This is a genomic window from Yoonia vestfoldensis DSM 16212, from assembly GCF_000382265.1.
Classification (GTDB): Bacteria; Pseudomonadota; Alphaproteobacteria; order Rhodobacterales; family Rhodobacteraceae; genus Yoonia; species Yoonia vestfoldensis.
Genome location: NZ_KB907992.1, coordinates 51,041 through 65,106 on the forward strand (window position 1 = coordinate 51,041; position 14,066 = coordinate 65,106).

Genomic DNA, 14,066 nt, shown 5'->3' on the forward strand with positions numbered 1-14,066 from the left:
TCAGATCACCGCTTTTTCGATGAACTTTTCACCCTTTGCGATGCGGGTATAGCCGAACGGGGTCAAGTCCAGCGTGCGGTAAGCACCATAGGTGATCCATTCCGCGATGCCTCGCCCCATCGCGGGCGATTGCTGGAACCCATGCCCTGAAAAGCCGTTCACGAAGATGAAATTACCGACCTCCGTATGCGGCCCCGCAATCGCGTTTTGGTCGAGCGTGTTGAAGTCATAATGCCCCGCCCACGAATTGCGCAGCTTGACCGCCTCGAATTGCGGGATGCGGGTGGCGATAGTGGGCCACACGTGGTCTTCCCAGATCGCGTGGTCCTCGATGAAATCGCCGTGATCGACGGCGGCGTCATTTTCTGGCGGACAACCTGCCATGTAATACTGGCCATCGGTGCGGACATGCACGCCGCTCGGGTCGATCGTCAACGGCAGATCCCGGTCGAGCGGCTTGGCGGCTTCGAAGATGAAGGTGTAGCGTTTGCGCGGTTCCACCGGAATGCTGATCCCCGCCATGGCCGCCACCTGCGCGCCGCGCGTGCCGGCGGCGTTGACGACATGGCCGCAGGCGATGGTGTCGCCCGTGGCCAAGGTGACGCTTTGCACGCGGGTGCCGCTGGGGTCACGGGTGATCGCGATGACTTCGTTCGTGACGTACTCCACGCCACGTTCGCGCGCGGACCGCCGCCACCAATCAAACAGGGTGTTGCCGTCGAAATAACCTTCGTCCACCAGATTGTGGTTGCCCGCGATGATATCGTCGAGCTGGTAGAACGGATAGGCGGCCGCGATTTCATCGCGCGTCATGTGGCGGGTGCCAGCCCCGCACGCCGCCTGCACCGCCTGCGCATCGCGCAAGGCGGCGGCGAATGCGGGCGTATCGGCCAGATAGAGATAGCCGAAACTGTGCAAACGCGGCTGCGGCACGCGCGAGTCGTTGCCCATGTAGCGGGGGAAATTCTTGACGAAATCCGCGCCGAATTGCGAGATCTGCACATTGATCGCGGCGCTGAATTGCTGGCGGATGCAGGAATTGGTCAGCGACGTTGCGGCCTGCGCATAAGTGGGATCGCGTTCCACCACCAGCACAGACCCATCGAAATCGGGGTTGTCGGTCAGGAACCACGCCACCGCCGACCCCAACATCGCGCCGCCGATGATGACCACGTCGTAGCTGGATTTGGCGGGGGTCTGCATCAGGCGGTTTCTCCCTTTATGACTTGGGCTTGCACGGCGGCGACATCGGCCTCGGTCAGGCCGTAATCGCGCATTGCAGCTTTCGCAGAAATATAGCCGCGCGCAAGATCACGCTTGATCAGCGCAGGGTCGCGGTCAGCCGCAGGGCCATAGCCCGCACCCCCAGGCAGCCCTAACATGACGCGCCGCCCTGCGGGGACGAATTGCTTGCCTTTGCCCTGCATCGCACCGCCATCGTCCAGCGCAATGGTGGTCGCCGCACCATCAGCCCCCCCCTGCCGCCCGCGCGCAGGGTGATGCACGCGGTCAAACATGGCAGAAAAATCAGCCTCGAACCCCGCGGCAGGGCCAACCTCCATATATTGGCCAAGCCCGCCGCGGAATTGGCCGGCACCACCGCTGTCGGGACGCAATTCCTTGCGCCAGATGATGACGGGGCCGGTGTGTTCGGTCGCCTCGACCGGCATGGTCATCACGCCGGACGGGAAGGCGGTGGCGTTCAGCCCGTCCACCGATGGCCGCGCGCCAGCACCGCCGGAATTGAAGGTCAGGACCTCGGCCCTGCGCCCTTGGCCCGTGGCAGGGCGCAGACTGACCTGAAAATTGCATAAGCACCCCGCCCCTTCGGCAGGGACAGTGGCGGGCAAGATCTTGTCCAGCGCGCCGAACACCACATCGGGGATCATATGCCCGATGATATGGCGCAGGGCGACGGGGGCAGGATGCACCGCGTTGACGATGCTGCCTTCGGGAGCCGAGATCTCGAATGGGGCGAGCGAGGCGGCGTTGTTGGGAATTTCCGGTGCAATCGCGCATTTCAGGGCATAGCAGGCGTAAGCCTTGGTATAGACCAAGGGCACGTTGATGCCTTTCTTGTCCACGCCCGATGTGCCGGTGAAATCGCAGATGATCCGGTCGGCTTCGATCTGCAGACTGACGCAAAGGTCGATCGGCACATCGAACCCGTCGATACGCATGGCACCCGTGGCGCTGTCGCGCGGCAAGGCGGCGATCCGTTCCAAGGTTGCGCGGCGTGAATTGGTCAGGATGAAATCACTGATCCCGTCCAGATCGGCAAGGCCGAATTCCGCCAGCATTTCCGCCAGCCGCCGCTGGCCAATCTCGTTACAGGTCGCCAGCGCGTAAAGATCGCCTACCACCTGACCCGGTTCACGCACATTGCCGCGAATGATCGCGATCAGGGTCTCGTCCACTCGGCCTGCATGGGCGAAACGCATGATCGGGATGTGGATGCCTTCCTCGTAGACACTCGCCGCATCCGCCCCGAACCCGCGCCCGCCGACATCGACGACATGGGCGGTGCAGGCGAAAAACCCGACATGGCGGCCTTGGTAGAAGGATGGCGTGACCACGGTGAAATCATGCAGATGGCCGGTGCCTTCCCATGGGTCGTTGGTGATATAGACATCACCTTCGCGCATCGTGTCCCGCCCGACGCGGCGGATGAAATGCGGCACGGCATCGGCCATGGCGTTGACATGGCCGGGCGTGCCGGTGACCGCCTGCGCCAGCATCAGGCCCGCGGCGTCATAGACGCCTGCGGACAGATCGCCTGCTTCACGCACGGACGTCGAAAAGGCTGTGCGCACCAGCGCCTGCGCCTGTTCCTCGACAATGGAAATGAGGCGGTTCCACATGACTTGGTTGGCGACGTTGCTCATGGATGAGCCTCCGTGATGTCGATGGTGCCGTCGGGACGGGCGATGGCCACGCGGCTGGAGGGGACGACGATGGTGGTTTCATCCTCGGTGATCAGCGCGGGACCTTTGACGGTGTCACCTGCGGCCAGTTGCGAACGCGGGACGACCTGCGCCTGCACGGTCCTTGCCAGCGCAGGGTCGAACAGGGCGCGGGTAGCATGGCCCGTGATCCTGCGCCCTGCAGGGGTGGCGGGCAGCGGGGTGGCTGTGGCGCTGGCCGTGGTCGCATTGACCGCCCAAACGGTGATTTCGATATCCATGCCGGTGACGGTGCGGCCGAAGAGGGCGGTATAATCCGCCTCGAACAGCGCCTGAAAGGTTGCAGCATCGGGGTTGGCCGCCTGAGCCGCGCTCAAGCTGACGGGGATTTCCCATCCTTGGCCGGAATAGCGCATATAGACCTTGGATTGCGCTTCGATCGGGGCTGTGGCGTCGCAATTGCGCACGAAACCTGTCGCCTCTTCGGCCAAGGCGGAGAGCAGGTCGCGCACCGTTGCTGCGTCAAAGGCCGACAGTTTCATATACACACTGCGTGTCGCCTCGAAACTGAACGGCGCGCGCAGAAAGCCGATGGCAGAGCCGACACCCGCCCCTGTTGGCACCAGCAGGCGCGCGACGCCCAGTTTTTCGCACAAGCGTCCCGCATGCAGAGGGGCGGCACCGCCAAAGGCGATCATCGTGTAGCCTGCCAGATCCTCGCCATTTTCCACGGCATGGACACGCGCGGCATTGGCCATGTTTTCATCCACGACCTCGGCCAGACCGTAGGCGGCGGTAAGGGCGTCCATGTCCAGCGGTGCACCAAGTGCGGTCAGCGCCGCATCAGACGCATCCTTGTGCAGCTTGATCGACCCGCCCGCGAAATTGTCGGGGTCGAGCTTGCCCAGCACCAGATCGGCATCCGTGACGGCGGGTCTTGACCCGCCGCGCCCGTAGCAGGCAGGCCCCGGTTCGGACCCCGCGCTTTCCGGGCCGACGCGGATTTGCCGCAAGCTGTCGACATGGGCCAGACTGCCGCCGCCTGCGCCGATTTCCACCATGTCGATCACGGGGATCGAAATCGGCATGCCGGAGCCTTTCTTGAACCGGTAGCTGCGCGCCACCTCGAACACACGGGCGGTTTTCGGGGTCTGGTTCTTGATCAGGCAGATCTTGGCCGTGGTGCCGCCCATGTCAAAGGACAGGATCTTGTCCAACCCGTAACGCGCGGCGATATGGGCCGCGAAAACAGCCCCGCCAGCGGGCCCGGATTCCACCAGACGGACCGGAAATTCGGCTGCGTTTTCAAGGCTGATGATCCCGCCGCCCGAATGCATCAGGAACACGGGGCAATCCGCACCCTCATCCGCCAGCCGTGATTTCAGCCGTCCCAGATAGGATTTCATCAGGGGCTTGATATAGGCATTGGCCACGGTCGTGTTGAACCGCTCATATTCGCGCATCTGCGGCGACACCTCGGACGACAATGACACCATCACACCCGGCAGGCGTTCGGCCAGCACGTCGCGGATCATGCGTTCATGGGCAGGGTTCAGATAGGCATGGATCAACCCGACGGCGATGCTGTCGAAATTGTAGCTGGCCATGTGATCGGCCAGTGCGACGATGTCTTCGCGGTCCAGCGGGATCAGAACGTTCCCCTGCGCATCGACACGTTCGGTCAGCGTGAACCGATGCTGGCGCGGCAGCAGGGGTTCGGGCAGTTGCAGGTTGAGGTCATATTGCTCGAACCGGCTTTCGGTGCGCATCTCGATCGCATCGCGGAAACCTTCCGTCGTGATCAACGCCGTGCGCGCGCCGCGCCGTTCGATCAGGGCATTGGTGGCCAAGGTCGTGCCGTGGATGATCTGGCCGATCTGCGCGGGGCTGATCCCCGCTTTGGCGCAGACCTGATGCATCCCGTCGATGATCGCATCCTCGGGGGCGGCATAGGTGGTCAGCACCTTGGTCGAATGGCTGGCCCCCGCAAGTTCCAGCACCACATCGGTGAATGTGCCGCCGATATCGACGCCGAGCCGGATTGCGTGCTGCATGATCTGTCCTTTTGCTGTGGTGCCAGCCTAGGCGCGTCACAGCATCACATCCAATTATTTTATCGGATCACGAGGATCAGGATTTCTGATTGAAGACCGCAGAAACCCCGACCGCGACTTGGGCTGCATCCGCCACGATCCGCGCCGATCTTTCGGCGTCATAGCGGGCAAAGAAATGCAAAGGCGCGGGCGTCCAACCGTAATCGACCTGCACCAGCTGTCCCCGCACCAAAGGGTCCGCGACCATCGCGGCGGGCATGGTGGCGACGCCCATGCCATCGATCGTCATATGGAGGCAAGCGGCCAGATTGCTGGACGGCACCAGCCGCGCGGGCAGTTTCGCGGTCGCGAAATGCGCGGCGACCTGCGCGTAAAGATGGGTGTCGCGGGCATGGGTCAGGATCGGATGCGCGACCAGATCGGCCATGTCCGCCTGCCCCGCCAGCCCCAGCGCAGGGGACGCGACCCAGATCAGGCCATAAGCGCCCAGATCGATTTGCCCGCTGGTCAGCCGCGTGAACGGGCCGTTCTGGATCGCCAGATCAAGGCGGCGGTCGGCCAACATCCGTTCGAGATTGACCGACAGATCGACGGTCAGTTCCACGCTGAGCTTGGGATAGGTGTCCTTCAGCCGCCGCAGATAATCGCGCAGCCAAGTGTGGACGATCATCTCGGTCACGCCCAGCCGGAGGGTGCCGTCGATCAGCGCTTTCTGATCCGCCGCCGCGATCAGCGCATCGGTCGCATCGAGCACACGGCGGGCATGGGCCAGCAGGTCGCGCCCCTTGGCCGTCAGCACCACGGACCCCGCATCGCGCGTCATCAGCACAATGCCCAGCGCCTGTTCCAGCCCCGCGATCCGCGCCGAGATATTAGGCTGCGTCGTGCCCAGCCTGTCGGCGGCACCGCGAAAGCTTTGCAGATCGGCGACCCAGACGAAGGCTTCGAGTTGCTTGAGATTTAGCCGCATGGCGGACCTTTCGCACCGGATGTCTGGCAGGGATACAGCCGATAACCAATGCCGCGCAAGCGTGGCGCTTGCATCTAGTTCGATATCGCATTACTTAGTTCGACATCGTATCACTTTGTCGAATCACAGGAGCCCTTAATGAACCGTCGCAAATTCCTCGCCCTGTCCGGTGGCGGCATCATCCTTGCCGCGACTGCGACTGTGGGCACCATCGCCAGCCGGTCGCCTGCCGCCGCAGCCGCGCCATGGGACCACGCAGGCAGCCTCTATGAGGAACCACGCAAAAGGGCGCTGTCCTATGCGATCCTTGCGCCCAACCCGCATAACCGCCAGCCGTGGCTGGTCGATCTGTCCGCGCCGGACCAAATCGTTCTGCGGGTCGATACGGATCGGCTTTTGCCGCACACGGACCCGTTCAACCGCCAGATCACCGTCGGGCTGGGGTGTTTTCTGGAACTGCTGGTCATGGCCGCGGCGCAGGACGGTTTCGCAGTGGACCTCGACGTGTTTCCGCAAGGGTCCGACGACCTGGCGCTGGACGACCGCCCTGTCGCCATCGCGACCTTCCGCGTCGGTGCAGGCACGCCGGACCCGCTGTTCGCGCATGTCATGACGCGCCGGTCGAACAAGGAACCGTTCGACACCAATCGCCCTGTCGCGCCCGAGACCATCGCCCAGATCGCCCGTGCCGCGATCCACGGCAGCCGCGTTGCGGGCGACGCGTCCGAAGGCAGCGTCGCCGCCTTGCGCCAGTTGACCAGCGATGCGCTGATCGTGGAAATCGAAACACCGCACACCTTTCAGGAAAGCGTGGACCTGTTCCGCATCGGCAAGGCCGAGGTCGAGGCGAACCCCGACGGCATCGACTTTTCCGGCCCCCTGTTCGAGACTTTGGGCGCCTTTGGCCTGATGACCCGCGCGGCGATGGCGGACCCCACAACCAGCATGTTCGCACAAGGCAAGGCGGCCGTGCTGGCCAATACCGAAACCGCGATGGGCCATCTGTGGCAGGCGACCCGTGGCAATACCCGCGCCGACCAGATCATCGCAGGGCGCGACTGGCTGCGGCTGAACCTTGCCGCGACGGCTGCGGGCGTCGCCATGCAACCGCTGAGCCAGGCGCTGCAAGAGTTCCCCGAAATGGCCCTGCATTACGAGGCCGCGCATGCGCTGCTGGCGCAGGATGGAGAGACCCTTCAGATGCTGTGCCGTCTGGGCTATGGTCAGACTATCGCCCCCAGCCCGCGCTGGCCGCTGGAGGCCAAGCTGATCTGAGGACTGCATGGACGAAGAAGGCAGACGCGTGTTCCGGTTCTTCAATGAAATCGGGATCATCAACCAGTTGGCCGGGGCGATTTTCGCGGCCCGGCTGCCGGGCGGTTTGCACGTGTCGCATTTCGCCCTGCTGAACCATCTGGTCCGGCTGGGTGATGAAAAGACCCCGCTGGCGCTGGCCTCCGCCTTTCAGGTGCCCAAGACGACGATGACCCACACGCTGGCCGTGCTGGAAAAGCGTGCCGCGATCCGGCTGGCCCCGCACCCCAGCGACGGGCGCAGCAAGATCGTGTTCCTGACGGATGCAGGCCGCAAACTGCACGGCGACGCGATCGCCAGTATGGCGGACCCAATCCGCAAGATCACCGACGATCTGGGGGATGGTACGATCAGCGACCTGATCCCGCAGCTGGAAAAGATCAGGGCCTATCTGGACCAGAACCGCGGCATCTGACCCTAGTGGAAATCCCGCGATTTGGGGATCACGCGCACATCGCGCGGATGGCTTGCACGCGGATCACCCCCGATCGGGCGGCGCACCTCGTCGGCATGGGCAAGGGGCGGGTTCATGCGATCCTCGGACAGGCGTTCCAGCGCATCGCTGCGGTCGGTCAGCACATGGGCCACCACATGAATCACGTCACCGTCGCGCTGCACCACGCCATGCACGTCGATCAGGCGGGCCTGCATCACGACCTTGCGGTTGGCCTCCATCACCTTGGGCCAGACGACCAGATTGGCGACACCCGTTTCATCCTCGAGCGTGATGAAACACACACCCTTGGCGCTGCCCGGGCGCTGGCGGATCAGCACAACGCCCGCCAGCTTGACCGGCTGCCCGCTGCGCATCTGCGCCAGCTCCGCCGCCGGACGATAGCCTTGCCGCGTCATGCTGCGGCGCAGGAATGACAGCGGATGCGCTTTCAGCGACAGGCGCAGGGTCTGGTAATCGGCGACCACCTGTTCGCAGACAGGCATCTGCGGCAGATCGAACCGGACCTCGGCCCCTTCGTCGCGGGTATCGGCAAACAGCGGCAGGTCGGGTGCATCGCGCAGCGCCCGCGCCTCCCATAGCGCCTGCCGGCGGTCGAGCGTCATGGAGCGCAGCGCATCCGCCGCCGCCAGCCTTTGCACCGTGCCGGCATCGAGTTTGGCGCGGGTTTTCATATCTTTGAGATCATCAAAAGGCCGCCCCCGCGCATCCATGATCCGCTGCGCCATATCGCGGCGCATCCCGTCGATCTGGCGCAGGCCAAGCCGGACAGCAAAGACACCGGGGGCCAGCGGTTCAAGGCTGTTGTCCCAGTCGGAATAATTCACATCCGCCGCCCGCACGATCACGCCATGTTCGCGGGCATCGCGCACGATCTGGGCGGGGGCGTAAAAGCCCATCGGCTGGGAATTCAGAAGTGCTGCGCAGAACACGTCCGGATAATGGCATTTGATCCAAGAGGAGATATAGACCAGCAGCGCAAAGCTTGCGGCATGGCTTTCGGGGAAACCGTAATCGCCGAAGCCCTTGATCTGGTTGAAACAGCGCGCCGCGAATTCAGGGTCATAGCCGCGCCTTATCATGCGACCGACCATCTTTTCCTCGAGCGCGCCGATGGTGCCATGCGACCGGAAGGTCGCCATCGCCTTGCGGAGTTCATTGGCTTCCTTGGTGGAAAATTCTGCCGCGACCATGGCGATCTTCATCGCCTGTTCCTGAAAGATCGGCACGCCAAGGGTGCGACCCAGTACCTTTTTCAGCTCATCCGGGTCATGCTGCGGGCCAGGGCTGGGGTATTCCACCACCTCGGCCCCGCTGCGACGGCGCAGGTAAGGATGCACCATATCGCCTTGGATCGGGCCGGGGCGGACGATGGCGACCTGAATGACCAGATCGTAAAATGCGCGCGGTTTCAGGCGCGGCAGCATGTTCATTTGCGCGCGGCTTTCGACCTGAAACGTGCCAAGGCTGTCGCCCTTGCACAGCATGTCATAGACGGCGGGGTCTTCCTGCGGGACACTCGCCAGATCGAACCGCTTGCCGTGATGGGCGGCGATCAGATCAAACGCCTTGCGGATACAGGTCAGCATGCCCAGCGCCAGCACATCGACCTTGAGGATGCGCAATTCGTCGATATCGTCCTTGTCCCATTCGATGAAACTGCGCTCGGGCATGGCGCCATTGCCGATGGGCACGGTTTCGGTCAGCGCCTTTTCGGTCAGAATGAACCCGCCGACATGCTGGCCCAGATGGCGCGGCATCCCGATCATCTGGTCGGCCAGCCGGATCGTGCGCGCCATCAGCGGATCGCGCAGGTCGATCCCCGCCTCTGCCGCTTGTGCCGCGCCAATCTCGCGGCCCCAAGAGCCCCAGATCGTCTTGGCCAGCGCAGTCGTCACATCCTCGGACAGGCCCATCACGCGCCCCACCTCGCGCACAGCCATGCGCGGGCGGTAATGGATCACGGTGGCGCAAAGTGCGGCCCGGTTGCGGCCGTATTTGTCGTAGATATGCTGGATCACCTCCTCGCGGCGTTCATGTTCGAAATCCACGTCGATATCGGGGGGCTCCTTGCGTTCCTCGCTGATGAAACGCTCGAACAGCAGGTCGTTCTTGGCAGGGTCCACGGCGGTGATCCCCAGCACATAGCAGACGGCGGAATTGGCGGCAGACCCGCGCCCCTGACACAGGATCGGCGGCTTGCACTGGTTGCGGGCGAAATCGATGATCTCGTGGATGGTCAGGAAATATTGCGGGATATCAAGTTTGGCGATCAGCGCCAGTTCCTTGCGCAGCGTCGCCTGCAAGGCCGCAGGCACCCCGTCCGGATAGCGCGCCGCCGCCCCCCGCCATGTCAGGTCTTCCAGATACTCCTGCGGGCTGCGCCCTGCAGGGACGGTTTCATGCGGATATTCATAGGCCAGATCGCGCAGATCAAAGGTGCAGGCATCGGCCACCTCGCGCGTCGCGCGGATCGCATGGGGCCAGTCGGCGAAAAGCCGGACCATCTGTGCGGGCGATTTCAGATGCCGTTCGGCATTGGCATCCAGCAGAAACCCCGCCTTGGCAATCGTGGTCTTGTGCCGGATGCAGGTCATCACATCCTGCAAGGGGCGGCGGTCGGGGGCATGGTAATGCACATCATTGGTGGCCAGAATGGACAGCCCGTGCCTGCGCGCCAAAGCATCAAGGCGATTGATCCGCGCGCGGTCATCGCCACGGTAAAGACAGCTTGCCGCGATATGACGCATCCCCGGCAAGGCGCGCGCCAGTCGCGGCAGGCCCGCCGCGAAATGCCCCAGATCCGCCCCCGGCACAGCGATCAACTGCACGCCCGCGGCATGGGCGACCAGATCATCAAGGCTGATGTCGCAGGCCCCCTTGGCCTGCCAGTCGCCGCCCGCATCCCGCATCTTGCCTTTGGACAACAACCGGCACAGCCGCCCATAGGCCGCGCGATCCCGCGGATAGGCCAGAAACACCTCGCCCGTGATCAATTCCAAGCGGCAGCCGATGACGGGGCTGATCCCCGCCTTGAGCGCGGCTGTATGCAGCCGCACGACACCGGCCATGGTATTGAGATCGGCACAGCCAAGCTTGTCATAACCCAGCGCATGCGCCGTCGCCGCCAGATCCACCGCATCGGACGCGCCGCGCAGGAACGAAAAACAGGTCGTCACCCCCAATTCCACAAAATCCGCACGCGGATTGGGGACAAAACCGTCGCCTTCCAATTCCCGTCTGGGGTGTTGATGGTCATTTTGCGGCATGACACGCCCGCTTCTTATTTCTCCAAATACTCCCGCCGGAGGCAGCGCGACCCATCCTCATCACACGAACATCCCGTGGACAAACCAGCGCGGATCACCGCCGCGCCCGTCCGTGTGCAGCCCTTCGCGGTACAGCCACAACCGCTGGCCCACCTGATCCTCGACCTTGAAATAATCGCGCAGGCGGGTGCCGGGGCGGTCTTTCCACCATTCGGGCGCGATGCGCTCAGGCCCGGCATAGCGGGCCACGCGGTGAGTCTGGCGGCGCCAGACGAATTGCGCGGGCGGGCCTTCGGGAACGGCGTAAAGCACGCGCACCTCCTCGGGCTGATCGAGCAGCCGCAGCGGGCGTTCGCTGGCAGGCACAGGCATCAGCGCAGGCACATCGGCGATGGCGGGCAAGCGCGCCTCGGCCCGTTCGGGGATGTGGCTGGCACGCAGGACGGGCCGGGTCACGGCACGGTCCCCGAAACGGGCGGTCAGCCGATCCAGCAGATGCGCCAATTGCAGATCATCGTCCGATCCGCCGTCAAGATGGCTCTGGACGTTCTGCACCGCGCCCAGATCGGCGGCTTCGAGCGTGATCAGATCGAACCCGTAGCCGGGATTGATGCGGTCCACCTTGTCGCGGAACAGCCCGTGCAGATGCACAGGATCGCGCGACAGGGCGGACATGGCCACTGACAGATGGCTGATGTCGCCATCCGTGCGATAGATCGTCAGATGCAGCCGCCGACAGCCTTGGCCCGCCTGCTGCAACCCATCGCACAGATCCTCGCAAAGCGCGGGCAGATAGGGGCTGGGGTCGAAAATCGGCTCTGCCAGACGGCTTTGCACGACAAACCGCGGCGCGGGATCGACGCTCGACACAGGTTCCGCGCGCTTGCCCAAAGCCTGATCCAGCCGCAGCAGCGGATTGGCGGGCAAGGCGGCCTTGGCGAAACGGCGGGTCAGCGACAGGCGCGGCACATCCATCACCGCCCCGATGGTTTTCAGCCCCAGACGGCGCAACAGCAGCACCGTCGCGCCATCCAGCCGCAGGCCGGTCACAGGCAAAGCACCCAGTTTCACCGCCACCTCATCCTCGCCACAGAGCGCGCGCACAGGGCCAAACCGCGCGAGCGCCCAGGCCGCCCCCCAAGTGGGGGCCACGGCCAAGCGCGCGGTGAGCCCGAGCAAGGACAATTGCGTTTCCATCTCGACCAGCATCGCGGCCTCGCCACCCAGCAAATGGTCCGACCCCGTGGTATCAAGGATCAGACCATCATCGCCGTCACGCACGGTCCACGGACACCAGCGCCGCGCCCAGAGCACAAGCCGGTCGAGTGCGGCAAGGTCCCCCGCCTGATCGGCATAGGCGACCTGCAGGTCAGGGCAGATCGCGCGCATATCCACCACGCGCGATCCCGCCATGATCCCCGCCAGCCGTGCCGCGCGATTGGCGGCATGCACGACAGGGCCGTGATGCCCTTCGCGCGCCAGCACCAGCGGGATGTCATCCGGCGGCGCGTTGCCCTGCCGTTCCATCACCCGCGTCCAGCGTTCGATCGGAAACTGGGGCAACCAGATCGACACGATCCGCCGCCCGGTCATAGGTGGCGACCCATTGCCCCGGTTTGGCATCGCGCGACCGGAAGAGTTCGATCGCCCAGCGCGGCGCACCGGGCGCTTGGCGGTCGTGCGGATGCGGGGCGGACGGGCGCGCCCCGATCCGCCAGCGGTCGCGCGCCGCACTCAGATTGGGATGCGCCGCGCGCCGGATCAGCCAGCAGGCAACACCCGCCGCCTCGGACCGCAAGGCCAGCCGCTTGGTCGCGGTGAAATCCAGCGCCGCCGGATCGCCCCAGATCTCGCCGATCACACCGCCCAGACTGCGGCAGCGCAGGCCTTCCTCCATCGCCCAAAGCACATCGGCGGCGCGCGTGACATTGACCATGATGATCGGACGCAGGGGGCCAGTCCCCGCAAGGCTGGGAAACCCGCTTTCCTTGCGCGACACGCGGTCCTGCACCCAGAGCAAAGGCCGCTGCCCGCGCGGCAGGCGTGCCAGCGCAAAGCCCAAGGCAGCGGGATCCGCGGCGGTTTCGACAAAAGCCTCGGACAAGGTAAACCGGGCCAGCCCCGGCTGCTGCGGCTGGCCTTCCGGCGTTTTCTGCATACGAAGCAAACCCATACACGTCACACCTAATTTCGGATCAAAATGTTCATGCTTTGTTCTAGTCTATCGCGCTGATTCTGACAATCCGCCAGCCGCCCTGCTGCGGGATGCCGCAGGCGAAAGCCATGGCCGACAGGACAAAAGACAATCGGACCGGCCTGCAATTTCCGCTTGTTCTTGGCGTTCCATTGCTGCTAGACCCCGCGGCGGAGATGTGGCCGAGTGGTCGAAGGCGCTCCCCTGCTAAGGGAGTAGGCGGGAAACCGTCTCGAGGGTTCGAATCCCTTCGTCTCCGCCACTATAAAAGCATAGTCGCTTGAAATGTATCAGCTTTTAAGACCAACAACCTAGGCTGGATACATTAATGGATACACTTCAGTGACTGCTAGCAGCAAACACACTTAGCGTTCATTAACTGAACGCAACTTGTTGTTATAAGCCGCGGTCACCTTGCGGGCCCACTCTCCGTTCAGAAGCCACCGGGATAGGGCTACCGCGCTGCGCGAGGGCAATGATTGCTTCTGACAGTGCATTGGAAGACCTGTTCACCTTTTTGTTACCCATACCGAGATGCATGGCAAGTTTATCAAGCGCTTTAAACCTGTCCCCTAGCTTGATTTTCAGCGACACCAATTCGGCATCGTCATCACCAGCAGCCTTCCGGATAGTCGGTGTAACAGAGGTGGTTCGGTTTGATTGAACAGGTTCCTGGCGTTTTCTAAGTGGTTTTCCGCCTTGGTTATGCCGCTACCGCTTCGGGCATCGGCTGGTTGAAGTAGGCCTGATCGGGGGTTCTGCCGTCAAGCGATGAATGGGGCCGCCGGCTGTTGTAGAAGGTCAGATACCGGCCAATCCCCGCGCGTGCCTCGGAGACGCTGGCATAGGCTCGCAGGTAGACCTCCTCATATTTGATGCTCCGCCACAGACGCTCGATGAAGACGTTG

The 14,066-nt window shown here is 63.7% G+C and carries 10 protein-coding genes and 1 tRNA gene; 3 read left to right on the plus strand and 8 right to left on the minus strand.

The window, feature by feature from the left end; genetic code table 11:
• The 4 genes from H147_RS0116725 to H147_RS0116740 form a co-directional block, all read right to left on the minus strand.
• Nucleotides 1-1,203 carry an NAD(P)/FAD-dependent oxidoreductase gene (locus tag H147_RS0116725; protein WP_019956545.1) on the minus strand — a complete coding sequence of 401 codons (1,203 nt, stop codon included), beginning with the start codon at nucleotides 1,201-1,203 and terminating at the stop codon, nucleotides 1-3.
• Entirely contained in the window at nucleotides 1,203-2,885 is a 1,683-nt protein-coding gene (locus tag H147_RS0116730; protein ID WP_019956546.1) for a hydantoinase B/oxoprolinase family protein, read from the minus strand. The genes H147_RS0116725 and H147_RS0116730 overlap by 1 nt, the downstream gene beginning before the upstream one ends.
• A complete protein-coding gene (locus H147_RS0116735; RefSeq protein ID WP_019956547.1) occupies nucleotides 2,882-4,957 on the minus strand; it encodes a hydantoinase/oxoprolinase family protein in 2,076 nt (691 codons plus the stop codon). The genes H147_RS0116730 and H147_RS0116735 overlap by 4 nt, the downstream gene beginning before the upstream one ends.
• A gap of 76 nt (nucleotides 4,958-5,033) precedes the next feature.
• The gene (locus H147_RS0116740) at nucleotides 5,034-5,927 is read right to left on the minus strand and encodes a LysR family transcriptional regulator (protein WP_019956548.1); all 894 of its coding nucleotides are present in this window, start codon (nucleotides 5,925-5,927) and stop codon (nucleotides 5,034-5,036) included.
• 138 nt (nucleotides 5,928-6,065) lie between these two features.
• On the opposite strand from H147_RS0116740, the gene H147_RS0116745 reads away from it, so the two are divergent.
• The gene (locus H147_RS0116745) at nucleotides 6,066-7,202 is read left to right on the plus strand and encodes an Acg family FMN-binding oxidoreductase (protein ID WP_019956549.1); all 1,137 of its coding nucleotides are present in this window, start codon (nucleotides 6,066-6,068) and stop codon (nucleotides 7,200-7,202) included.
• 7 nt (nucleotides 7,203-7,209) lie between these two features.
• Nucleotides 7,210-7,656 (plus strand): MarR family winged helix-turn-helix transcriptional regulator, encoded by a 447-nt coding sequence (locus H147_RS0116750; RefSeq protein WP_019956550.1) that lies wholly within the window; start codon nucleotides 7,210-7,212, stop codon nucleotides 7,654-7,656.
• A 2-nt stretch (nucleotides 7,657-7,658) separates the two neighbouring features.
• Here the strand turns inward: H147_RS0116750 and H147_RS0116755 are convergent, their stop codons facing one another.
• The 3 genes from H147_RS0116755 to H147_RS20000 are packed head-to-tail and all read right to left on the minus strand — an operon-like array spanning nucleotide 7,659 to nucleotide 13,137.
• Nucleotides 7,659-10,964 carry an error-prone DNA polymerase gene (locus H147_RS0116755; protein WP_019956551.1) on the minus strand — a complete coding sequence of 1,102 codons (3,306 nt, stop codon included), beginning with the start codon at nucleotides 10,962-10,964 and terminating at the stop codon, nucleotides 7,659-7,661.
• Between the two features lie 60 nt (nucleotides 10,965-11,024).
• Nucleotides 11,025-12,491, minus strand: coding sequence for a Y-family DNA polymerase (locus H147_RS0116760; protein WP_019956552.1), 1,467 nt, complete (start codon nucleotides 12,489-12,491; stop codon nucleotides 11,025-11,027).
• Complete coding sequence (locus H147_RS20000) at nucleotides 12,460-13,137, minus strand: ImuA family protein (RefSeq protein WP_019956553.1); 678 nt, start codon at nucleotides 13,135-13,137, stop codon at nucleotides 12,460-12,462. The genes H147_RS0116760 and H147_RS20000 overlap by 32 nt, the downstream gene beginning before the upstream one ends.
• Nucleotides 13,138-13,330: 193 nt before the next feature.
• On the opposite strand from H147_RS20000, the gene H147_RS0116770 reads away from it, so the two are divergent.
• Nucleotides 13,331-13,420, plus strand: a tRNA-Ser gene (locus H147_RS0116770).
• Between the two features lie 441 nt (nucleotides 13,421-13,861).
• Here H147_RS0116770 and H147_RS0116775 read toward each other — a convergent pair.
• A partial coding sequence (locus H147_RS0116775) for an integrase core domain-containing protein (RefSeq protein WP_019956554.1) occupies nucleotides 13,862-14,066 on the minus strand: 205 nt, incomplete at its 5' end.

What these genes read in the sequence shown, in the direction of transcription:
- H147_RS0116725 (WP_019956545.1), bottom strand. Translation starts at nt 1,203, where the DNA reads ATGCAGACCCCCGCCAAATCCAGCTACGACGTGGTCATCATCGGCGGC.
- H147_RS0116730 (WP_019956546.1), bottom strand. Translation starts at nt 2,885, where the DNA reads ATGAGCAACGTCGCCAACCAAGTCATGTGGAACCGCCTCATTTCCATT.
- H147_RS0116735 (WP_019956547.1), bottom strand. Translation starts at nt 4,957, where the DNA reads ATGCAGCACGCAATCCGGCTCGGCGTCGATATCGGCGGCACATTCACC.
- H147_RS0116740 (WP_019956548.1), bottom strand. Translation starts at nt 5,927, where the DNA reads ATGCGGCTAAATCTCAAGCAACTCGAAGCCTTCGTCTGGGTCGCCGAT.
- H147_RS0116745 (WP_019956549.1), top strand. Translation starts at nt 6,066, where the DNA reads ATGAACCGTCGCAAATTCCTCGCCCTGTCCGGTGGCGGCATCATCCTT.
- H147_RS0116750 (WP_019956550.1), top strand. Translation starts at nt 7,210, where the DNA reads ATGGACGAAGAAGGCAGACGCGTGTTCCGGTTCTTCAATGAAATCGGG.
- H147_RS0116755 (WP_019956551.1), bottom strand. Translation starts at nt 10,964, where the DNA reads ATGCCGCAAAATGACCATCAACACCCCAGACGGGAATTGGAAGGCGAC.
- H147_RS0116760 (WP_019956552.1), bottom strand. Translation starts at nt 12,491, where the DNA reads ATGGAACGGCAGGGCAACGCGCCGCCGGATGACATCCCGCTGGTGCTG.
- H147_RS20000 (WP_019956553.1), bottom strand. Translation starts at nt 13,137, where the DNA reads ATGGGTTTGCTTCGTATGCAGAAAACGCCGGAAGGCCAGCCGCAGCAG.